The sequence below is a fragment of the Bradyrhizobium sp. USDA 4532 genome, assembly GCF_024171315.1.
In the GTDB taxonomy this organism is placed as follows: Bacteria; Pseudomonadota; Alphaproteobacteria; order Rhizobiales; family Xanthobacteraceae; genus Bradyrhizobium; species Bradyrhizobium australafricanum.
On sequence record NZ_JALJZN010000001.1, the window covers coordinates 6295345 to 6316694 of the forward strand.

General features: G+C 64.3%; 17 protein-coding genes. 14 read left to right on the top strand and 3 right to left on the bottom strand.

Annotation, left to right across the window (positions count from 1 at the left end):
* Positions 1-94: 94 nt before the first annotated feature.
* The 11 genes from thpR (at position 95) to J2R76_RS29105 (ending at position 13545) form a co-directional block, all read left to right on the top strand.
* Positions 95-631 carry an RNA 2',3'-cyclic phosphodiesterase gene (gene thpR / locus J2R76_RS29055; RefSeq protein WP_057020928.1) on the top strand — a complete coding sequence of 179 codons (537 nt, stop codon included), beginning with the start codon at positions 95-97 and terminating at the stop codon, positions 629-631.
* 222 nt (positions 632-853) lie between these two features.
* Complete coding sequence (gene zapE / locus J2R76_RS29060; protein ID WP_057020927.1) at positions 854-2041, top strand: cell division protein ZapE; 1188 nt, start codon at positions 854-856, stop codon at positions 2039-2041.
* A 209-nt stretch (positions 2042-2250) separates the two neighbouring features.
* Positions 2251-3219 carry a malate dehydrogenase gene (gene mdh, locus J2R76_RS29065; RefSeq protein ID WP_028336306.1) on the top strand — a complete coding sequence of 323 codons (969 nt, stop codon included), beginning with the start codon at positions 2251-2253 and terminating at the stop codon, positions 3217-3219.
* A 161-nt stretch (positions 3220-3380) separates the two neighbouring features.
* Entirely contained in the window at positions 3381-4577 is a 1197-nt protein-coding gene (sucC, locus tag J2R76_RS29070) for an ADP-forming succinate--CoA ligase subunit beta (protein ID WP_057020926.1), read from the top strand.
* A 2-nt stretch (positions 4578-4579) separates the two neighbouring features.
* Positions 4580-5056 (top strand): DUF1579 family protein, encoded by a 477-nt coding sequence (locus tag J2R76_RS29075; RefSeq protein WP_076834630.1) that lies wholly within the window; start codon positions 4580-4582, stop codon positions 5054-5056.
* 95 nt (positions 5057-5151) lie between these two features.
* The gene (gene sucD / locus J2R76_RS29080) at positions 5152-6033 is read left to right on the top strand and encodes a succinate--CoA ligase subunit alpha (RefSeq protein WP_028340814.1); all 882 of its coding nucleotides are present in this window, start codon (positions 5152-5154) and stop codon (positions 6031-6033) included.
* A 254-nt stretch (positions 6034-6287) separates the two neighbouring features.
* Positions 6288-9248: a 2-oxoglutarate dehydrogenase E1 component gene (locus tag J2R76_RS29085; protein ID WP_076834628.1), complete on the top strand. Its 2961-nt coding sequence runs from the start codon at positions 6288-6290 to the stop codon at positions 9246-9248.
* A gap of 167 nt (positions 9249-9415) precedes the next feature.
* Positions 9416-10657 carry a 2-oxoglutarate dehydrogenase complex dihydrolipoyllysine-residue succinyltransferase gene (gene odhB, locus J2R76_RS29090; protein WP_076834705.1) on the top strand — a complete coding sequence of 414 codons (1242 nt, stop codon included), beginning with the start codon at positions 9416-9418 and terminating at the stop codon, positions 10655-10657.
* 72 nt (positions 10658-10729) lie between these two features.
* Positions 10730-11479, top strand: coding sequence for an SDR family oxidoreductase (locus tag J2R76_RS29095; RefSeq protein WP_076834703.1), 750 nt, complete (start codon positions 10730-10732; stop codon positions 11477-11479).
* 85 nt (positions 11480-11564) lie between these two features.
* On the top strand, positions 11565-12965 hold the full coding sequence (gene lpdA / locus J2R76_RS29100) for a dihydrolipoyl dehydrogenase (RefSeq protein ID WP_057020923.1): 1401 nt from the start codon (positions 11565-11567) through the stop codon (positions 12963-12965).
* A 40-nt stretch (positions 12966-13005) separates the two neighbouring features.
* Positions 13006-13545, top strand: a complete 540-nt coding sequence (locus J2R76_RS29105; RefSeq protein ID WP_076834626.1) for a hypothetical protein — start codon at positions 13006-13008, stop codon at positions 13543-13545.
* A gap of 209 nt (positions 13546-13754) precedes the next feature.
* Here the strand turns inward: J2R76_RS29105 and J2R76_RS29110 are convergent, their stop codons facing one another.
* Together J2R76_RS29110 and J2R76_RS29115 are read right to left on the bottom strand one after the other, a co-directional pair.
* Complete coding sequence (locus J2R76_RS29110) at positions 13755-14345, bottom strand: DUF4337 domain-containing protein (RefSeq protein ID WP_028336314.1); 591 nt, start codon at positions 14343-14345, stop codon at positions 13755-13757.
* Between the two features lie 144 nt (positions 14346-14489).
* Positions 14490-15461: a tyrosine recombinase XerC gene (locus J2R76_RS29115; protein WP_076834624.1), complete on the bottom strand. Its 972-nt coding sequence runs from the start codon at positions 15459-15461 to the stop codon at positions 14490-14492.
* A 234-nt stretch (positions 15462-15695) separates the two neighbouring features.
* Between J2R76_RS29115 and J2R76_RS29120 the strand changes: the two genes are divergently transcribed.
* Positions 15696-17906 (top strand): primosomal protein N', encoded by a 2211-nt coding sequence (locus J2R76_RS29120; RefSeq protein WP_076834622.1) that lies wholly within the window; start codon positions 15696-15698, stop codon positions 17904-17906.
* 223 nt (positions 17907-18129) lie between these two features.
* On the opposite strand, the gene J2R76_RS29125 is transcribed toward J2R76_RS29120, so the two are convergent.
* The gene (locus J2R76_RS29125) at positions 18130-18621 is read right to left on the bottom strand and encodes a septal ring lytic transglycosylase RlpA family protein (protein WP_229189994.1); all 492 of its coding nucleotides are present in this window, start codon (positions 18619-18621) and stop codon (positions 18130-18132) included.
* Positions 18622-19250: 629 nt separating this feature from the next.
* Here J2R76_RS29125 and J2R76_RS29130 point away from each other — a divergent pair.
* Both J2R76_RS29130 and atpA read left to right on the top strand, forming a co-directional pair.
* A complete protein-coding gene (locus J2R76_RS29130; protein WP_028340805.1) occupies positions 19251-19811 on the top strand; it encodes a F0F1 ATP synthase subunit delta in 561 nt (186 codons plus the stop codon).
* Complete coding sequence (gene atpA, locus J2R76_RS29135) at positions 19811-21340, top strand: F0F1 ATP synthase subunit alpha (protein ID WP_028340804.1); 1530 nt, start codon at positions 19811-19813, stop codon at positions 21338-21340. The genes J2R76_RS29130 and atpA overlap by 1 nt, the downstream gene beginning before the upstream one ends.
* Positions 21341-21350 lie beyond the last annotated feature (10 nt).

The following is a 21350-nucleotide window of genomic DNA, read 5'->3' on the forward strand; positions in this document are numbered from 1 at the left end:
TATCTCGGGTACAAATAGGCATCGGTGATTCGTCGCCGGGCCGTTACAGGGTGCGGGCTCCCAAAACCCGCGCCAAGCATCGAGGATTATTGCGATGCCGCGTCTGTTCACTGGACTGGAAATTCCGGCCGATATCGGCCAAACCCTCTCCAGCTTGCGTGGCGGCCTTCCCGGCGCACGCTGGATCGATCCCGAAAATTATCATGTCACTCTGCGCTTCATCGGCGATATCGATGGCATGTGGGCCAACGAGATCGCGACGATGTTGTTTCGGGTAAACCGCAAGCCGTTCGAGGTCAAATTGCAGGGCCTGTCGAGCTTCGGCGGACGCAAGCCGCGCGCGGTGGTTGCCGCCGTCGAGCCGAGCCGGCCGCTGATCGAACTGCAGGCCGAGCTCGAGCGGATGATGCAGCGGATGGGGCTCGATCCCGAGGGCAGGAAATTCACGCCACATGTCACGCTCGCTCGTCTGCATGACGCTTCGAGCCAGGACGTCGCGGATTATCTGTCCGTGCGCGGCTACTTCCCGAGCCGCAGCTTCCTGGCGGACCGCTTCGTGCTGTTCTCGTCGCGCGCGTCGACAGGCGGCGGCCCCTATGTGGTCGAGGATTCCTACGCGCTCTGCGCGTGAGCCTCTTCACCTCGCCCCGCTTGCGGGGAAAGGTCGGATCGCATCGAAGATGCGATCCGGGTGAGGGGGTACGGGTCCGTCGATAGAGCGCGTCGGGTGGTGAGAGCCCCTCACCCCAGCCCTCTCCCCGCAAGAGCGGGGCGAGGGAGAGGAAAGTGCATACCCCACTGGCACAATTCACGGCTTGCAATTTGCCGCACACTAGGGCCGTAAGGTGGGCTCATGCTGTCCACCTCGCCCAGTTCCTTTCTCGAGCTCTACAAATCCCTGGTCGCCTCCGGCGCGATCGAGGCCGATCCCGCCCAGGCCCGCGCCGCCGAGGCATTCGGCGCGCTGGATGAGCGGCTCGCGAGCTACAAGCCGCAGCGCAAGCAAGGCCTGTTCGGGCGGCTGTTCGGCGGCGACAAGGACGACAAGCCGCCGCGCGGGCTCTACGTCCACGGCGAGGTCGGTCGCGGCAAGACCATGCTGATGGATCTGTTCTTCCAGCAGAGCCCGGTCGAACACAAGCGCCGCGCGCACTTCCACGAATTCATGGCCGAGGCGCATGAGCGCATCTACGGCTACCGTCAGCAGATCGCGCGCGGCGAGATCGCGGACGGCGACGTGATCGCGCTCACAGCGCAGGCGATCTTCGACGAAGCCTGGCTGCTCTGCTTCGACGAATTTCACGTCACCGACATCGCCGATGCGATGATCCTCGGCCGGCTGTTCGCCAAGCTGTTCGATCTCGGCACCGTGGTGGTCGCGACCTCGAACGTTGCGCCTGACGATCTCTACAAGGGCGGGCTCAATCGCGCGCTGTTCCTGCCGTTCATCGCGCAGATCTCCGACCACATGGACGTGCTGCGGCTCGATGCGCGCACCGACTTCCGGCTGGAGAAACTCGTCGGCGTCAAGATGTGGCTGGTGCCCGCGGATGACGCGGCCGATGCCGCGCTCAACGCGGCCTGGCGGAAGATGACCGGCAATGCCCCGTGCAAGGCACGCCTCATTCCGATCAAGGGACGCATCCTGAACGTGCCCTGCTCGGCGCACGGCGTCGCGCGCTTCAGCTTCATGGACATCTGCGAGAAGCCGCTTGCCGCGTCCGATTATCTCAGGCTCGCGCACGACTACCACACGATCCTGATCGACCACATTCCGGTGATGGATTACGCCGAGCGCAATGCCGCCAAGCGCTTCATTTCGCTGATCGACACGCTCTATGACAATGCCGTGAAGCTGATGGCCTCGGCCGAGGCCGATCCGGTGTCGCTGTACCTCGCGACCGACGGTGTCGAGGCGATGGAGTTCAAGCGCACGTCCTCGCGCCTGATCGAAATGAGCTCGGAATCCTACCTGGCGCTGCCGCACGGCCGGAAGGACTCCTCGGCGAGCGGCGCGTCGACTGGCCTTGTCGAGACCTGAATTCAGTCTCGATATTTCGTCTCGCGCGCGGTCCGGTTCGGCGCAACTTTTCGTGTCTCCGGGGCGGATGTTGCTGGCATGCCTGTTCGAATTCCAGGCAGGGCCCGCAATCGGGCAGGCCGCGACTTGAATGGATCATTCGAAAGGGATAACCACCCTTGCAACCGACTTCCCTCCCTCCCGTACACAGTTCAAAGGACTGATTTCCCATGGCACGCGACAAGATTGCTCTGATTGGCTCCGGACAGATCGGCGGAACGCTGGCGCACCTCGTCGGCCTCAAGGAACTCGGAGACGTCGTGCTGTTCGATATTGCCGAGGGCGTGCCGCAGGGCAAAGCGCTCGACATTGCGCAGTCGTCGCCGGTCGACGGTTTCGATTCCAATCTGGTCGGCGCCAATTCCTATGAAGCGCTCGACGGCGCCAAGGTCTGCATCGTCACCGCCGGCGTGCCGCGCAAGCCCGGGATGAGCCGCGACGATCTCCTCTCCATCAACCTCAAGGTCATGGAGCAGGTCGGCGCCGGCATCAAGAAGTACGCGCCCGACGCCTTCGTCATCTGCATCACCAACCCGCTCGACGCCATGGTGTGGGCGCTGCAGAAGGCCTCGGGCCTGCCGCACAAGAAGGTGGTCGGCATGGCCGGCGTGCTCGACTCCGCGCGTTTCCGCTATTTCCTGGCCGACGAATTCCACGTCTCGGTCGAGGACGTCACCGCCTTCGTGCTCGGCGGCCACGGCGACACCATGGTGCCGCTGACCCGCTACTCGACTGTCGCCGGCATTCCGCTGCCCGACCTCGTCAAGATGGGCTGGACCTCGCAGGCGCGCATCGATGAGATCGTCGATCGCACACGCAACGGCGGCGCCGAGATCGTCAACCTGCTCAAGACTGGCTCCGCCTTCTACGCGCCGGCTGCGTCCGCGATCGCGATGGCCGAGAGCTACCTGAAGGACAAGAAGCGCGTGCTGCCCTGCGCCGCCTATCTCAACGGCGAGTACGGCGTGAAGGACATGTATGTCGGCGTGCCGGTCGTGGTCGGCGCCAAGGGTGTCGAGCGCATCGTCGAGATCGAACTGGCGGGCAAGGACCGCGAGGCTTTCGACAAGTCGGTCGGTGCGGTGCAGGGCCTGGTCGACGCCTGCAAGAAGATCGCGCCCGATCTGCTCGGCAAGTAATCTCGATTGGCAATGGCCCGATAGGCGGTTTCAATCGCCTGTCGGGTGCAAGGCGATGAAATTCCGGCGGATTTTTTAGTTGCGCGAGCTTTGGTATATGGTATGCCAGTCTCAAGGCTGACGTAAAAGGTCGCCGCACGAGGGTTTGGGAGCGTCTTTCCATGAATATCCATGAATACCAGGCCAAGGCTTTGCTGCATGAATTCGGCGTGCCGATCTCGCGCGGCGTGCCGGTGCTGAAGCCGGAAGAGGCCGACGCGGCGGCCAAGCAGCTGCCCGGCCCGATCTGGGTGGTGAAGAGCCAGATCCATGCCGGCGGCCGCGGCAAGGGCAAGTTCAAGGAAGCATCGGCCGGCGACAAGGGCGGCGTCCGCATCGCCAAATCGGCCGCCGAGGTCGCCGAATTCGCCAAGCAGATGCTCGGCGCGACGCTGGTCACGGTGCAGACCGGTCCGCACGGCAAGCAGGTCAATCGCCTCTACATCGAGGAAGGCTCCGACATCGACAAGGAGTTCTACCTCTCGATCCTGGTCAATCGCGAGACCTCCGAAATTTCCTTTGTGGTGTCGACCGAAGGCGGCGTGAATATCGAAGAGGTCGCGCATTCGACCCCGGAAAAGATCGTCTCGTTCTCGGTCGATCCCGCGACCGGCATCATGCCGCATCACGGCCGCACGGTTGCCAAGGCGCTGAAGCTGACCGGCGATCTCGCCAAGCAGGCCGAGAAGCTGACCGGCCAGCTCTATGCCGCCTTCGCCGCCAAGGACATGGCGATGCTCGAGATCAATCCGCTCGTCGTCACCAAGCAGGGCCAGCTTCGCGTGCTCGACGCCAAGGTGTCGTTCGACAGCAACGCACTCTATCGTCATCCGGACGTGGTCGCGCTGCGCGACGAGACCGAGGAAGACGCCAAGGAGATCGAGGCGTCGAAATACGACCTCAACTACGTCGCGCTCGATGGCACGATCGGCTGCATGGTCAACGGCGCCGGCCTTGCCATGGCGACCATGGACATCATCAAGCTGTACGGCATGGAGCCGGCGAACTTCCTCGACGTCGGCGGCGGCGCCAGCGTGGAGAAGGTCGCGGCCGCGTTCAAGATCATCACCGCCGATCCGAACGTGAAGGGCATCCTGGTCAACATTTTCGGCGGCATCATGAAGTGCGACGTGATCGCCGAGGGCGTGGTCGCCGCGGTGAAGCAGGTCGGCCTCAAGGTTCCGCTGGTGGTGCGCCTCGAAGGCACCAATGTCGAGCAGGGCAAGAAGATCATCCGCGAGAGCGGCCTCAACGTCCTGCCCGCCGACAACCTCGATGACGCTGCACAGAAGATCGTGAAAGCCGTCAAGGGAGGCTAACGATGGCCGATCATCTCGACGCTCCGACACCGCTGGACGAACACCGCAAGCTCGCGGCGTTTGCGGGCGAGTGGAGCGGCGAAGAGATGGTCTATCCGTCGCGCTGGACCGCGGGCGGTCCGGCCACCTCGCAGGTCGTTGCGCGCATCGCGCTCAACGGCTTCTACCTGATCCAGGACAGCGTGCAGACCCGCGACGGCAAGGAGAGCTTCGCCACCCACGGCGTGTTCACCTACGACCGCGACGATCGGGCCTACAAATTGTTCTGGCACGACTCGCTCGGCTACTACCCGCCGTCACCGGCGTCCGGTAGATGGGCGGGCAAGTCGCTGATCCTGGTGCGCGGCTCGCTGCGCGGCAATGCCCGTCACGTCTACGAGGTCGTCGACGACAACACCTACAACATGAAAATCCAGTTCTCGCCTGACGCGGAAGGGTGGGCCGACGTGCTCACCGGCGTGTACCGGCGTATTCACTGAGCATGATCCTGAAAAGTGGTCTCCGGTTTTCCGACAAGATCATGCTCAAACCATAGAGTCCCATCACCGATCGTCTCGCGAAAGCATCTCGAACCATGTCCATTCTGATCGACAAGAACACCAAGGTCATCTGCCAGGGCTTCACCGGCAAGAACGGCACGTTCCATTCGGAAGCGGCGATCGCTTACGGCACTAAGATGGTCGGCGGCGTGGCGCCGGGCAAAGGCGGCTCGACCCATCTCAACCTGCCGGTGTTCGACACCGTCGCCGAAGCGCGCGAGAAGACCGGCGCCGACGCCAGCGTGGTCTATGTCCCGCCGCCGGGCGCAGCCGACGCGATCTGCGAGGCGATCGACGCGGAAATCCCGCTGATCGTCTGCATCACCGAGGGCATCCCGGTGCTCGACATGGTGCGTGTGAAGCGCTCGCTGTCGGGCTCGAAGTCGCGGCTGATCGGGCCGAACTGCCCCGGCGTGATGACCGCCGGCGAATGCAAGATCGGCATCATGCCGGCCAACATCTTCAAGCCCGGCTCGGTCGGCATCGTCTCCCGCTCCGGCACCCTGACCTATGAGGCGGTGTTCCAGACCACCCAGGAGGGTCTCGGCCAGACCACCGCGGTCGGCATCGGCGGCGACCCTGTCAAGGGCACCGAGTTCATCGACATGCTGGAGATGTTCCTGGCCGACGAGAAGACCAAGTCGATCGTGATGATCGGCGAAATCGGCGGCTCCGCCGAGGAAGACGCCGCCCAGTTCCTCAAGGATGAGGCCAAGCGCGGCCGCAAGAAGCCGATGGTCGGCTTCATTGCCGGTGTCACCGCACCTCCCGGCCGCCGCATGGGCCATGCCGGCGCGATCATCTCGGGCGGCAAGGGCGACGCCGGTTCCAAGACCGCGGCGATGGAAGCCGCCGGCATCAGGGTCTCGCCGTCGCCGGCGCGCCTCGGGCATACGCTCGCGGAAATGCTGAAGTAACCGCCGTCCGGCGAGTTCCCTTCGAGGTTCGGCGTGATTTGGGGCGGGTTCTCCTTGGGGAACCCGCTCTTTTATTGCGTTTTGGTGCCGGAATGCCGATCAATAAAAAATGAAAATAAATTCATTTCTTAGTTCTTTTAGGCAGGAATATCTGTCCTAGATAGGGTAAAGGGTATCAATCCAGCCGGCGCACTTCCAGACCGGCATCAGCGCCGTCTCCTACGCGCGAACCGAAAAAATCACCAGGACTGCCCATGTCTCGCCAAGACGCGAACGCCGCTTTTGCACTCTCATCATTCCTGCAGGGGACCAACGCCGCCTACATCGACGACCTCTACGCCCGCTACGAGCAGGACCCGTCGTCGGTCGACGCCGAGTGGCAGGATTTCTTCAAAAGCCTGAAGGACGCCCCGGCCGATGTCCAGAAGAACGCCGAGGGCGCCTCGTGGGGCCGCGACAACTGGCCGGTGACGCCGCGCGACGAGCTGACCTCGGCGCTCGACGGCAACTGGGCCCAGGTCGAGAAGGCGGTCGGCACCAAGCTCGCGGCCAAGGCGCAGGCCAAGGGCGCCGAACTGTCCGATGCCGACGTCCATCAGGCCACCCGCGATTCGGTTCGCGCACTGATGCTGATCCGCGCCTACCGCATGCGCGGCCATTTCCACGCCAAGCTCGATCCGCTCGGCATCGAGGCGCCGCGCGACCGCGAGGAGCTCGATCCGCGCTCCTACGGCTTCACCGAGGCGGACTTCGATCGCAAGATCTTCCTCGACCACGTGCTCGGCCTCGAATACGGCACGCTGCGCGAGATCGTGCAGATCTGCGAACGCACCTACTGCCAGACGCTCGGCGTCGAATTCATGCACATCTCGAACGCCGCGCAGAAGGCGTGGATCCAGGAGCGCATCGAGGGGCCGGACAAGGAGATCTCGTTCACGCCCGAGGGGCGCCGCGCGATCCTCAACAAGCTGATCGAGGCGGACGGCTTCGAGAAGTTCTGCGACACCAAGTTCACCGGCACCAAGCGCTTCGGCCTCGATGGCGGTGAATCGCTGATCCCGGCGCTCGAGCAGATCATCAAGCGCGGCGGCAATCTCGGCGTGAAGGAGATCGTGGTCGGCATGCCGCATCGCGGCCGCCTCAACGTGCTGACCCAGGTGATGGGCAAGCCGCACCGCGCGCTGTTCCATGAGTTCAAGGGTGGTTCGGCCAACCCCGACTCGGTCGAAGGCTCGGGCGACGTCAAGTATCACCTCGGCGCCTCCTCGGACCGCGAGTTCGACGGCAACAACATCCATCTGTCGCTGACCGCAAACCCGTCGCATCTCGAGATCGTCGATCCGGTCGTGATGGGCAAGGTGCGCGCCAAGCAGGACCAGCACGGCGATCCGCCGGATATGCGTATCTCCGTGCTGCCGCTGCTGATGCACGGCGACGCGGCATTCGCAGGCCAGGGCGTGGTGGCTGAATGCTTCAGCCTGTCCGACCTGAAGGGCTATCGCACCGGTGGCTCGCTGCATTTCATCGTCAACAACCAGATCGGCTTCACCACCTACCCGCGCTACTCGCGCTCGTCGCCCTATCCGTCCGACGTAGCGAAGATGATCGATGCGCCGATCTTCCACGTGAATGGCGACGATCCGGAGGCCGTGGTGTTCGCGGCCAAGGTCGCGATCGAGTTCCGGCAGAAATTCCACAAGCCGGTCGTCATCGACATGTTCTGCTACCGGCGCCACGGCCACAACGAGGGCGACGAGCCGGCCTTCACCCAGCCGGTGATGTACAAGAAGATCGCTTCTCACCCGTCAACGCTCGAGATCTACGCCAAGCGGCTGGTCGCTGACGGCGTGTTGACCGAGGGCGAGGTCGAGAAGGCCAAGGCCGACTGGCGCGCGCGGCTCGACGCCGAGCTTGAAGCCGGCGCCGGCTACAAGCCGAACAAGGCCGACTGGCTCGACGGCAAGTGGGCAGGCTTCAAGATCGCCGACCAGGAAGAGGACGCCCGCCGCGGAGTCACCGGCGTCGATGTCGCCGTTCTCAAGGATATCGGCCGCAAGATCACCAAGGTGCCGGACGGCTTCCGCGTCCACCGCACCATCCAGCGTTTCCTCGACAATCGCGCCAAGGCGATCGATAGCGGTGTCGGGATCGACTGGGCCACCGGCGAGGCCCTGGCATTCTGCACGCTGCTGCAGGAAGGTCATCATGTGCGACTGTCCGGCCAGGATTCCGAGCGCGGGACCTTCTCGCAGCGCCATTCAGTGCTGATCGACCAGGAGGACGAGAGCCGCTACACGCCGTTCAACCATCTCGGCGGCGAAGACACCGGCCACTACGAGGTCATCAACTCGCTGCTGTCGGAAGAGGCGGTGCTCGGCTTCGAATACGGCTACTCGCTGGCCGAGCCGAATGCGCTGGCGCTCTGGGAAGCGCAGTTCGGCGACTTCGCCAACGGCGCGCAGGTGGTGTTCGACCAGTTCATCTCCTCGGGCGAACGCAAGTGGCTGCGCATGTCGGGCCTCGTCTGCCTGCTGCCGCACGGCTACGAAGGGCAGGGACCGGAGCATTCCTCCGCGCGCCTCGAGCGTTACCTGCAGATGTGCGCCGAAGACAACATGCAGGTGGTCAATCCGACCACGCCGGCGAACTACTTCCACGTGCTGCGGCGCCAGCTGCATCGCGAGATCCGCAAGCCGCTGATCCTGATGACGCCGAAGTCGCTGCTGCGCCACAAGCGCGCGGTGTCGCAGCTCGAGGAGCTCGGCAAGAACGCCACGTTCCACCGCATTCTGTACGATGACGCGCAGATGCTGCCGGACGAGAAGATCAAGCTGGTGCCGGACGACAAGATTCGCCGCGTCGTGCTGTGCTCCGGCAAGGTCTACTACGATCTCTACGAGGAGCGTGAGAAGCGCGACATCGATGACATCTATCTGATGCGCGTCGAGCAGCTCTATCCGGTGCCGCTGAAGGCGCTGGTGCAGGAGCTCGGCCGCTTCAAGAACGCCGAAGTGGTCTGGTGCCAGGAAGAGCCGCGCAATATGGGCTCCTGGCACTTCATCGAGCCCTATCTGGAATGGGTGCTCAACCAGATCCACGCACCCAACAGGCGTCCGCGCTATGCCGGCCGTCCGGCATCGGCGGCAACCGCGACCGGCTTGATGTCGAAACATCTGGCGCAGCTCAAGGCGCTGCTCGACGACGCACTGAACTAACGACTTTCATTGAAGCCATGCCCCGCGAATGCGGGGCATCCGGTATCCCGCGTCATCCAGCAGAAGTGCTGTCGTCACGGAGTACCGGATCGCTCGCTTTGCGGGCGGTGGCGGACAAGTTTCACGACCGCAAATTTTGCGACCGCAGGGTTATCGAGGAAAAGACCATGACTGAAATTCGCGTTCCAACGCTCGGCGAATCCGTGACCGAGGCCACGATCGGCCGCTGGTTCAAGAAGGCCGGTGAAGCTGTCGCGGTGGACGAGCCGTTGGTGGAGCTGGAGACCGACAAGGTCACCATCGAGGTGCCCGCGCCGGTGGCCGGTACGCTCGGCGAGATCATCGCCAAGGACGGCGAGACGGTCGCCGTCGGCGCGCTGCTCGGACAGATCAATGACGGCGCCGCTCCGGCCGCCAAGCCGGCTGCTGCGGCTCCCGCCAAGGCCGCCGCACCGGCTGCCGCTGCTGCGCCGGCTGCTGCCGCTGCGCCGAAGGCGCCGCCGGCGGATGCGCCGCTGGCACCCTCGGTCCGCAAGCTGTCCGCTGAAAGCGGCATCGATGCGTCCACCGTTCCCGGCTCGGGCAAGGACGGCCGCGTGACCAAGGGCGACATGCTGGCCGCGATCGAGAAGGCCGCCTCGGCGCCGACCCCGGTCAACCAGCCGGCCGCCGCCGTGCAGGTTCGTGCGCCGTCGCCGGCGGACGACGCCGCGCGCGAGGAGCGCGTGAAGATGACCCGGCTGCGCCAGACCATCGCGCGCCGCCTCAAGGACGTGCAGAACACCGCCGCGATGCTGACGACCTTCAACGAGGTCGACATGACCGAGGTGATGAAGCTGCGGGCCCTCTACAAGGACACGTTCGAGAAGAAACACGGCTCGAAGCTCGGCTTCATGGGCTTCTTCACCAAGGCGGTCGTGCAGGGGCTAAAGGACATTCCGGCGGTCAACGCCGAAATCGACGGCTCTGACCTGATCTACAAGAACTACTATCACATCGGCGTTGCGGTCGGCACCGACCGCGGCCTCGTGGTGCCTGTGGTGCGCGACTGCGACCACAAGTCGATCGCCGACATCGAGAAGTCGATCGCCGACTACGGCCGCCGCGCCCGCGACGGCCAACTCAAGATCGACGAGATGCAGGGCGGCACCTTCACCATCACCAATGGCGGCATCTACGGTTCGCTGATGTCGACGCCGATCCTGAATGCGCCGCAGTCCGGCATCCTCGGCATGCACAAGATCCAGGAGCGGCCGATGGTGGTCGGCGGCAAGATCGAGGTGCGCCCGATGATGTATCTGGCGCTGTCCTATGATCACCGCGTCATCGACGGCAAGGAAGCGGTTACCTTCCTGGTGCGCGTCAAGGAGAGCCTGGAGGATCCGGCCCGCCTGGTGCTGGACCTCTAAGGTCGTATCGCGCGCGGCGTCCGATCGGCTCGGGCGCCGCGATCTGTTGGTTGCTCACATTTGGGGATCAAAGTGACGGATAAGGTCGTTGTCATCACCGGCGGCAGCCGCGGCATCGGCCGCGCCGCCGCGCTCGCTGCCGCCGCGCGCGGCTATCGCATCGTGGTCGGCTATGCATCCAACAAGACCGCGGCGGACGAGGTCGTCGCCGCGATCGAAGCCAGCAACGGCAAGGCGATCGCGGTGAAATGCGATGTCGGCAGCGAGCAGGACATCCTGGCGCTGTTCAAGGCGGCCGACGGCTTCGGCACGCTCGGCGCGCTCGTCAACAATGCCGGCATCGTCGGCAAGAGCGGCGTGCGTGTCGACGAGATGTCGGCCGAGCGTATCCAGCAGATGATGGCAGTGAATGTCACCGGCAGCATCCTGTGTGCGCGCGAGGCGGTGAAGCGCATGTCGACCAAGCACGGCGGCAAGGGCGGCGTCATCGTCAACCTGTCCTCGGTGGCGGCGAAGCTCGGTGCGCCCAACACCTATGTCGACTATGCCGCTTCCAAGGGCGCGATCGATTCCTTCACGATTGGCCTCGGCTACGAAGTCGCGAATGAGGGCATCCGCGTCGCCGGCATCCGGCCCGGACTGATCGACACCGACATCCACGCCGCGGGGGGCGAGCCCGATCGCGCGCACCGGCTTGCCCATATGGTGCCGATGAAGCGTGTCGGCACCGCCGATGAAATCGCCAACGCCATCGTCTGGCTGATCTCGGACGAGGCTTCCTATGTCACCAGCGCGATCCTCGACGTGTCGGGCGGTCGCTAGCACACGATCAAGAGCGGGCGGCGGTCTGCCGTCACGATCGCGCCCCGCGCAATTGTCACAGAGCTTAGCTACAGGACCTTCCATCATGGCTTCTTACGATCTCGTCGTCATCGGCACCGGCCCGGGCGGATATGTCTGCGCGATCCGCGCGGCGCAACTCGGCATGAAGGTCGCCGTCGTCGAGAAGGACGCGACGCTGGGCGGCACTTGCCTCAACGTCGGCTGCATGCCGTCGAAAGCGCTGTTGCACGCCTCCGAGATGTTCGAGGAAGCCGGGCACTCCTTCGCCAAGATGGGCGTCAGCGTCCCGGCGCCGAAGCTCGATCTGCCTGCGATGATGAACTTCAAGCAGCAGGGCATCGACGGCAACGTCAAGGGCGTCGAGTTCTTGATGAAGAAGAACAAGATCGACGTGCTCAAGGGGACCGGCAAGATCCTCGGTGCCGGCAAGGTCGAGGTCTCCGGCGACGGCAAGTCCGAGACCGTCGAGACCAGGAACATCGTGATCGCCACCGGCTCCGATATCGCCCGCCTGAAGGGTATCGACATCGACGAGAAGCGCATCGTGTCCTCGACTGGCGCGCTGTCGCTGGAGAAGGTGCCGGAGAAATTGCTGATCATCGGCGCGGGGGTGATCGGGCTCGAGCTTGGCTCGGTCTGGCGGCGTCTCGGTGCGGACGTCATGGTCGTGGAATTCCTCGACCGCATCCTGCCCGGCATGGACGGCGAGGTGGCAAAGCAATTTCAGCGCATGCTCGAGAAGCAGGGCTTCGTCTTCAAGCTCGGCGCCAAGGTCACCGCGGTCGATAGCTCCGGCAAGACGCTGCAGGCCAAGGTCGAGCCCGCCGCGGGTGGCGCTGCGGAAACCATCGAAGCCGACGTCGTGCTCGTCTGCATCGGCCGGGTGCCCTACACCGAGGGCCTCGGGCTGAAGGAAGCCGGCGTCGCGCTCGACAATCGCGGCCGCGTCGAGATCGACGCGCACTTCTCGACCAACGTGAAGGGTATTTATGCGATCGGCGACGTCGTGGCCGGGCCGATGCTCGCGCACAAGGCGGAAGACGAAGGCGTTGCCTGTGCGGAGATCATCGCGGGCCAGGCCGGCCACGTGAACTACGACGTCATTCCAGGTGTTGTGTATACCACGCCGGAAGTGTCGTCGGTCGGCAAGACCGAGGAAGAACTCAAGCAGGCCGGCGTCGCCTACACCGTCGGCAAATTCCCGTTCACGGCAAACGGCCGGTCCAAGGTCAATCAGACCACCGACGGCTTCGTGAAAATTCTCGCAGATGCGAAGACGGATCGGGTGCTTGGCGTCCACATTGTCGGCCGCGAAGCCGGCGAAATGATCCATGAAGCCTGCGTTCTGATGGAATTCGGCGGATCGGCCGAAGATCTGGCTCGCACCTGCCACGCGCACCCGACCCGTTCGGAGGCGATCAAGGAAGCCGCGCTTGCGGTGGGCAAGCGCGCCATCCATATGTGATGATCGAAAGTCCGGCGTCAGCCGGGTTGAGATCATAGCGATGCTGCGCCGCCTGCTTCAGCCGTTCTGGGTCCTGCTTGCGATCATCTTCCTGGTCGAGGCTTGGCTATGGGACCATCTCGAGCCGATCGTGGCGCGGGCGGTGGCGTGGATTCCGCTCCGCGCGCTCAAGCAATGGCTTGCCGACCGGGTCGATTCGCTGTCGCCGGCGATGACGCTGATCGTCTTCGTCGTGCCGGTCATCCCGCTGTTTCCGCTCAAGCTGATCGGGCTCTGGCTACTGGCGAACCAATATTGGTTCAGTGCGGTCTCGCTGATCCTGTTCGCCAAGTTCGTCGGCGTCGGCGTGACGGCCTTCCTGTTCGACGTGACGCGGCCGAAGCTGCTGGAGATGCCCTGGTTCGAGGCACTCTATAATTTCGTGATGGCGCTGCGGGCCAAGGCCACCGCGCTGGTCGACCCGATCAAGCGGCGCATTCGCGAGATGATCAGTGGCGACGGCGAGGGCTGGGCGGCGCGCACGCTGCGTGTGATCGCGCGCTTCCGCAAAAGCGTGCATCAGACCAGCAAGCCTCTCTAAGCAGGACTCTTCGGTCCGTCATCCTGAGGAGCCGCGCTCTGCGTGTCGTCTCGAAGGATCCCTATTCTCGTCATTGCGAGCGAAGCGAAGCAATCCATAAGTCGGCAGAACGGAAGGATGGATTGCTTCGTCGCTATCGCTCCTCGCAATGACGGCCATGAAAGCCTCACAGCCTCTCAGGATGACGGTTCGAAAGCGGCGCGCTGCGCTCAATGCAGATGCAGCAAGTGCGGCTGGAACAGGCCGAGCGCCGTCATCACGATGCCGGCAAGCGTCACCAGGCCGGAGACCCAGGCCAACGCGATGATGCCCGTGATGATGGTCGCCGATGCCAGCACGATGGCGATCTGGAAGGCGGCGGAGGCAAGCTCGAAATGATGATATTTCGCGGTGGCCTCGTCGCGCTCATGCTCGGCGTGCTTGGCGCGTTCGGAGAGCTGCTCCGAACCCTCGCCGGTTTCCGGCTCCGAGCGATAGCGCGCCGCGGTCTTCTGCCAATCGTCGATCTGCTTCTGCAGCGCGGCCCTGGCCGCCTCGTCGGTGGTGGTCGCGAGGTTCAGCTTGCCCTGTTCGGCCGCGGTCTGCACCGCGGTCCGGCGGATGCTCTTGGCCTGGAAGAAGGCCCACAGGTTGGAGGCCTCGACATTCTTGCTGATCGATTCGGTCTGGGCGCCCTTGCCGAGCGTTTCCGACAGCGCCAGGCACAGGGCGATCACGGCGATCAGGAGCGCGATCTTCTTGTTCTCGCCCGAGGCATGCTCGGCATGCTCCGCGTGCTCCATACTTTCATGTGCGCTCATGATTCCCCTCCGGATGAGACCGCGCCACGATTGCCGAATGCGGCGCACAAGGCAAGGGCCGAACGGTTTTGGGTAGCCGTATCAAGATGAACGGCGCATGACGGCGGGCCAAAGCCCGCGCTTTATTTTTTCAGAACCGAACGTTCAACCTCGGGGATGCGCGGAGCGATAGACTTCGAGCAGGCGGTCGCTGTCGATGCCGGTGTAGATCTGCGTGGTCGACAGCGATGCGTGGCCGAGCAATTCCTGGATCGCGCGCAGATCGCCGCCGCGGCTCAGCAGATGCGTGGCGAAGGAATGCCGCAGCGCATGCGGCGTTGCGCTGTCGGGGAGGCCGAGCGCGCCGCGCAGCCGCTCCATGGTGAGCTGGATGATGCGCGGGCTCAAGGGACCGCCGCGCGCGCCGACGAACATCGGCCCGGTCGGGCTGAGCTGATGCGGGCAGATCGCCGCATAGTCCGCGATCAATTGCAGCACGTTCTGCAGCACCGGCACCATGCGGGTCTTGTTGCCCTTGCCGGTCACCACGAGCACGTCGCCTTCGCCAGGTTTCGGCACGTCGCGGCGCTTCAGCCCCAGCGCCTCGGAGATGCGCAGGCCCGAACCATAGAGCAGCGCCATGACGGCGGCGTCACGCACCAGGATCCAGGTCTCGCGGGTTTCGTCCGCGCGCTCGTCGGCGTCGGCGAAGCGTTTCGCCGCTTCCATGTGAATCGGCTTCGGCAGGCTCTTCGCCACCTTGGGCGCGCGGATCGCCGAGAGCGCGCCGACCTTGCCCTTGCCCTCGCGTTCCAGGAATCGTCCGAACGAGCGCAGGCCCGCCAGCGCCCGCATCAGCGATCGCCCACCGATCTCCTCGGTTCGGCGCATCGCCATGAAGGCGCGCACGTCGCTCGCCTCGAGCGCGGCAAATGCCTTAAGCGTCACCCGCGCGCCCCAGTGCCCGGCCAGGAAGGCGAGGCATTGGCGCACGTCCCGGGCATAGGCCTCGAGCGTCTTCGGCGACAGCCGCCGCTCCGCACGCAGATGCGACAGCCAGCGCGTCATCTCCTGCGTGACCGATGCGTCGGCGCAATCGAGCTCGAGCGGCTGGATAGGCTGATCGGTCCGGGCCATGTCTGGGTCTTAAGTCCGTGTCTTAAGGGCTATTGGCGCTGCTCATCTCCTGATTATATCGCACTGCCTTCGTTTACCGTTCGCTAAGGCGCGAAGCGGTGGGAGAGCGTTTTCGAGCGAAGTGGACGCCTGTTCGCGTGAAGAAAACGCGTCAAAACAAGAAGCTGGAGATTTGGTTCTGATTCAATCAGAAACCAAATCTCTAGCCCGCTCGGGTTCAAGGTTTCTGATTCAATGGACCATACCACGCGCCCCGGCCCAGCCTCTGCATCGACGATACGTGTCGTCGACGTGCTGGTGCCTGTCGCGCTGAACCAGACCTATTCCTACCGCGTTCCGCGCGGCATGGAGCTTGCGCCGGGCGACGTGATCGGCGTTCCGCTCGGGCCGCGCGAGGTGGTCGCGGTGGTGTGGGCGGAAAATGCCAATCCGGATCCGCGGCTGCACAACCGGCTCAAGGACGTCAGCGAGAAGCTCGATGTTCCGCCGCTGAAGCCGGAGCTGCGCCAGCTGGTCGACTGGGTCTCCAATTACACTTTGTCGGCACGCGGCACAGTGCTGCGGATGACGCTGCGGATGGGCGAAAATCTCGGGCCGGAGCGGATGCGGCTCGGCGTGCGGCTGGTCGGCGAGCCGCCGCGGCGCCTGACGCCGGCGCGCCGGCGGGTGATCGAGGTGCTGTCGGACCGCTTGCTGCACGGCAAGTCGGAGGCGGCGCGGGAGGCCGGCGTCAGTTCCGGCGTGATCGACGGCCTGGTCGACGAAGGCACCCTGACGGTTGAGGCGATGCCGCCGCCGGCACCGCCGCCCGTTCCGGATCCCTCCTACGCGCAGCCGGATTTTTCGCGCGAGCAGCGCAGCGCCGTCGACGTGATGCGGACGCTGGCCGCGAGCGGCAGCTTTCACGTCGCGCTGCTCGACGGCGTCACCGGTTCCGGCAAGACCGAAGTCTATTTCGAGGCGATCGCCGAGAATATCCGCCGCGGCAAGCAGACGCTGATCCTGATGCCGGAGATCGCGCTGACCGGCCAGTTCCTCGACCGTTTCGCGCAGCGCTTCGGCGTGCGGCCGCTGGAGTGGCATTCGGAGCTGACGCCGCGCACGCGCGCGCGCAACTGGGCCGCGATCTCCGAGGGCAAGGCGCCGGTCGTGGTCGGCGCCCGCTCCGCGCTGTTCCTGCCCTATGCCGATCTCGGTCTCATCATCGTCGATGAGGAGCACGACCAGGCCTACAAACAGGACGACGGCGCGCATTATCACGCGCGCGACATGGCGGTGGTCCGCGCCCATATCGCAAAGATTCCGATCGTGCTGGCGTCGGCGACCCCGTCGGTCGAGAGCGAGGTCAATGCGCGCAAGGGGCGCTACCAGCGCGTGGCGCTGCCGTCGCGGTTCGGCGGCCAGCACATGCCGCATATCGAGGCGATCGACATGCGCCGCGCGCCGCCGCCGCGCGGCCGCTTCATTTCGCCGGTGCTGGCCGAGCAGATCGGCCATGCCATCGAGCGCCGCGAGCAGGCGCTGCTGTTCCTCAACCGCCGCGGCTATGCACCGCTGACGCTGTGCCGGGCCTGCGGCCACCGCTTCGCCTGCACCATCTGCGATGCATGGCTGGTCGATCACCGGTTCCGACAGCGGCTGGTCTGTCATCATTGCGGCTTCTCGATGCCGCGGCCGAACATCTGCCCGCATTGCGCGGCCGAGGAATCGCTGGTCGCGGTCGGGCCCGGCGTCGAGCGCCTGCAGGAGGAGGCCGCCCACATCTTCCCCGAGGCACGGACGATGGTGCTGTCGAGCGATCTCATCACCTCGATCGAGACCATGCGCAGCGAGCTCAACGAGATCGCCGAGGGCCGCGTCGACATCATCATCGGCACCCAGCTGGTGGCGAAGGGCCACAACTTCCCGCGGCTCAATCTGGTCGGCGTCATCGACGCCGATCTCGGCCTGAGCAATGGCGATCCGCGCGCCGCCGAGCGGACGTTCCAGCTGCTGAACCAGGTGGTCGGCCGCGCCGGCCGCGAGCAGGGCCGCGGCGTCGGCTTTCTGCAGACCCATCAGCCGGAGCATCCGGTGATCAAGGCCCTGATCGCCAATGACCGCGAGGCGTTCTATGCCAGCGAGATCGAGATTCGCGAGCGCACCGGCTACCCGCCGTTCGGTCGGCTGGCGAGCCTGATCGTCTCCGCCGGCGACCGTCCGACCGCGGAAGGCTTCGCCCGCAAGCTCGCCGCGGTGGCGCCGCTCGATGAGCGGATCCAGGTGCTCGGCCCCGCCGAGGCGCCGCTCGCCGTCATCAAGGGCCGCTATCGCTTCCGCCTGCTGGTGAAGTCGCTGCGCAATGTCGACCTGTCGCAATATCTGCGCGAATGGCTGGAATCCGGTCCCAAGACCAAGGGCAATCTGAAGCTCGAGGTCGACGTCGATCCGCAGAGCTTTTTGTAAGCAGCTTCAATCTTGACCGTCATTTGCGAGGAGCGAAAGCGACGAAGCAATCCATGTGTCCGCAAACGCGGTGAAATGGATTGCTTCGCTCCGCTCGCAATGACGGCGGCTGGCAGCACGTCCCGCAAAAGAAAAAGCCTGCCGTCATTTGCGACGGCAGGCCATTTTTTGGCGCGAAGCAGGCCTCGCGGCCGTTACGCAACGCAACGCTTACTGAAGGCGCTTACGAGACGACCTCAGCGGTGACGCGGCCGACGCCGGCACCGGTCAGGCCGATGGCGCGTGCTGCGCCGGTGGAGAGGTCGAGCACGCGGCCGCGGATGAACGGGCCACGATCGTTGATGGTGACGACGACGCTGCGGCCGCCATGGGTGACGCGGAGCCTGGTGCCGAACGGCAGCGAGCGGTGGGCCGCGGTCATGGCGTTCTGGTTGAAGCGCTGGCCGGAAGCGGTGCGGCTGCCCGACTCATTGCCGTAGAAGGAGGCCATCCCCGAGAACGAGTGGCCGCCGGACGGCTGGATCGATGCATTGGCGTCGCGCCAGGACGAGCCTTCGGCGCGGGCGTGGTGATGATGGTGGTGGCGATGATGGTGGTGCCGGGACTTCGCGGACGCCTCGGTCACGCTGCCCCCGACCAGAATAGTTGCGGCTACAAACGCAAGCGCCGTACGCGAGCGGGTTACGTTGCCCGCCGCCTTCTTGATATTCAGCATTGATAAGACCCTCAGACAGTATTGCCGCTAACGCGGCAAGTGGAACCCCCGTCCCTTCGTTGACCAAGGCCGTTTGGTTTCCCAATGAGGCACGAATTGGGCAGTAAATCCGGATTATCTCGTGCTGAAATATCTTGTTACCGCCTTGGGGTAGTCAATCGAGGTCCCGTAATCTTGCTGTTTAACCAATTTTTAACGATCAATATACTTGCCAATACTGATTATCGAGGCGACGGTAAGTTTTCGGTAAGTAATCGCTAAATGAAACCGCAGCCGGCCCGGAGTTCCCTGCGCGCTCGGCCATAGGCCTATGCAAATTTCGATGGAACAAAATCGCGGCGGCGCGAATCGGAGCCGACGCGCCGAATTTCCGCGCGCCAAATTTTCCGGTTCGGCCACCGGCTGCGGTCGGCAAAAAGCGCATGCGACAAGGCGGCACTCACGATGCCGTCATGTTGCACCTGCGCGATTGCTATGTTAGCAAAGCCGCGATTTTAACGGTCCCGGCACGTCCTGTGCCGGTCGAAAATCGAAGTCCCGCTTGAATTCCAAGGGCTTGGATCGCTAGGCGCTGCTTTGGTGGCGACGGTTTTTCCCTTGCGAATTTGACAGCAAAAAAGAGCGAGCTCGTGGCTGCTGAAGATCCGTCCGTTTCGGGAGTGTCCGGTCGTTACGCAACGGCCCTGTTCGAGTTGGCGCGCGACGAGCAATCCGTCGATCAAGTCCGGGCCGACCTCGACAAGTTCGAGGCCCTGCTCAACGAGAGCGCCGATCTCAAGCGCCTCGTCCGCAGTCCGGTGTTCGCGGCGGACGCCCAGCTGAAGGCGCTGACCGCGGTGCTCGACAAGGCCGGCATCGCCGGCACGTCGGCCAAGTTCCTCAAGGTGCTCACCGCCAATCGCCGGCTGTTCGCCGTTGCCGATGTGATCCGCGCCTATCGCGCGCTGGTGGCGAAGTTCAAGGGCGAGGCGACTGCGGAAGTCACCGTCGCCGAGCAGCTCAGTGACAAGAATCTCGACGCGCTGAAGGCCGCACTGAAATCAGTGACGGGCAAGGACGTCGCGCTCAACGTGAAGGTCGATCCCTCCATTATTGGTGGCCTGGTGGTCAAGCTCGGCAGCCGCATGGTGGATAGTTCGCTTCGCACCAAACTCAATTCGATCAAGAACGCGATGAAAGAGGCAGGCTGATGGACATCCGCGCCGCAGAAATTTCTGCGATCCTCAAGGACCAGATCAAGAATTTCGGCCAGGAAGCCGAGGTCACCGAAGTTGGCCAGGTGCTGTCGGTCGGTGACGGTATCGCCCGCGTCTACGGTCTCGACAACGTTCAGGCCGGTGAAATGGTCGAGTTCGAGAACGGCACGCGCGGCATGGCGCTCAACCTCGAAACCGACAACGTCGGTATCGTGATTTTCGGCGCCGACCGCGAGATCAAGGAAGGCCAGACCGTCAAGCGCACCCGCGCGATCGTGGACGCGCCGGTCGGCAAGGGCCTGCTCGGCCGCGTCGTCGACGCGCTCGGCAACCCGATCGACGGCAAGGGCCCGATCCAGGCCACCGAACGCAAGCGCGTCGACGTCAAGGCGCCCGGCATCATTCCGCGCAAGTCGGTGAACGAACCGATGGCCACCGGCCTCAAGGCGATCGATGCGCTGATCCCGATCGGCCGCGGCCAGCGCGAGCTGATCATCGGCGACCGTCAGACCGGCAAGACCGCGATCGCGCTCGACACCATCCTGAACCAGAAGCCGCTCAACGCCCAGCCGGACGAGAACCTCAAGCTGTATTGCGTCTACGTCGCAATCGGCCAGAAGCGCTCCACCGTCGCGCAGTTCGTCAAGGTGCTCGAAGAGCAGGGCGCGCTGGAATACTCGATCATCGTCGCGGCCACCGCGTCCGATCCGGCGCCGATGCAGTACATCGCGCCGTTCACCGCCTGCACCATGGGCGAGTACTTCCGCGACAACGGCATGCACGCCGTGATCATCTATGACGACTTGTCCAAGCAGGCCGTCGCTTATCGCCAGATGTCGCTGCTGCTGCGCCGCCCGCCGGGCCGCGAGGCCTATCCGGGCGACGTGTTCTACCTGCATTCCCGCCTGCTCGAGCGCGCCGCCAAGCTCAACAAGGAGCATGGTTTGGGCTCGCTGACGGCGCTGCCGGTCATCGAAACCCAGGCCAACGACGTGTCGGCCTACATTCCGACCAACGTGATTTCGATCACCGACGGCCAGATCTTCCTGGAAACCGATCTGTTCTTCCAGGGTATCCGTCCCGCCGTGAACGTCGGTCTGTCGGTGTCGCGCGTCGGTTCGTCGGCGCAGACCAAGGCGACCAAGAAGGTCGCCGGCAAGATCAAGGGTGAGCTCGCGCAGTACCGCGAAATGGCGGCGTTCGCGCAGTTCGGTTCGGACCTTGACGCTTCGACCCAGCGCCTGCTCAACCGCGGCTCGCGTCTGACCGAACTTCTGAAGCAGCCGCAATTCTCGCCGCTGAAGATGGAAGAGCAGGTCTGCGTGATCTGGGCCGGCACCAACGGCTATCTCGATCCGCTGCCGCTCAACAAGGTGAAGGCGTTCGAGGACGGTCTGCTGTCGCTGCTACGCGGCAAGAACGCCGACATCCTCGATGCGATCCGCACCAGCCGCGATCTGTCCGACGACACCGCCGCCAAGCTCAAGACGGCCGTCGAGGGCTTCGCCAAGACGTTTGCATAACGAATGGGGC

Bases quoted from the DNA above. Each gene is read 5' to 3' on its own strand.
- thpR (WP_057020928.1), top strand. From the start codon at position 95: ATGCCGCGTCTGTTCACTGGACTGGAAATTCCGGCCGATATCGGCCAA.
- zapE (WP_057020927.1), top strand. From the start codon at position 854: ATGCTGTCCACCTCGCCCAGTTCCTTTCTCGAGCTCTACAAATCCCTG.
- mdh (WP_028336306.1), top strand. From the start codon at position 2,251: ATGGCACGCGACAAGATTGCTCTGATTGGCTCCGGACAGATCGGCGGA.
- sucC (WP_057020926.1), top strand. From the start codon at position 3,381: ATGAATATCCATGAATACCAGGCCAAGGCTTTGCTGCATGAATTCGGC.
- J2R76_RS29075 (WP_076834630.1), top strand. From the start codon at position 4,580: ATGGCCGATCATCTCGACGCTCCGACACCGCTGGACGAACACCGCAAG.
- sucD (WP_028340814.1), top strand. From the start codon at position 5,152: ATGTCCATTCTGATCGACAAGAACACCAAGGTCATCTGCCAGGGCTTC.
- J2R76_RS29085 (WP_076834628.1), top strand. From the start codon at position 6,288: ATGTCTCGCCAAGACGCGAACGCCGCTTTTGCACTCTCATCATTCCTG.
- odhB (WP_076834705.1), top strand. From the start codon at position 9,416: ATGACTGAAATTCGCGTTCCAACGCTCGGCGAATCCGTGACCGAGGCC.
- lpdA (WP_057020923.1), top strand. From the start codon at position 11,565: ATGGCTTCTTACGATCTCGTCGTCATCGGCACCGGCCCGGGCGGATAT.
- J2R76_RS29105 (WP_076834626.1), top strand. From the start codon at position 13,006: ATGCTGCGCCGCCTGCTTCAGCCGTTCTGGGTCCTGCTTGCGATCATC.
- J2R76_RS29110 (WP_028336314.1), bottom strand. From the start codon at position 14,345: ATGAGCGCACATGAAAGTATGGAGCACGCGGAGCATGCCGAGCATGCC.
- J2R76_RS29115 (WP_076834624.1), bottom strand. From the start codon at position 15,461: ATGGCCCGGACCGATCAGCCTATCCAGCCGCTCGAGCTCGATTGCGCC.
- J2R76_RS29120 (WP_076834622.1), top strand. From the start codon at position 15,696: ATGGACCATACCACGCGCCCCGGCCCAGCCTCTGCATCGACGATACGT.
- J2R76_RS29125 (WP_229189994.1), bottom strand. From the start codon at position 18,621: ATGCTGAATATCAAGAAGGCGGCGGGCAACGTAACCCGCTCGCGTACG.
- atpA (WP_028340804.1), top strand. From the start codon at position 19,811: ATGGACATCCGCGCCGCAGAAATTTCTGCGATCCTCAAGGACCAGATC.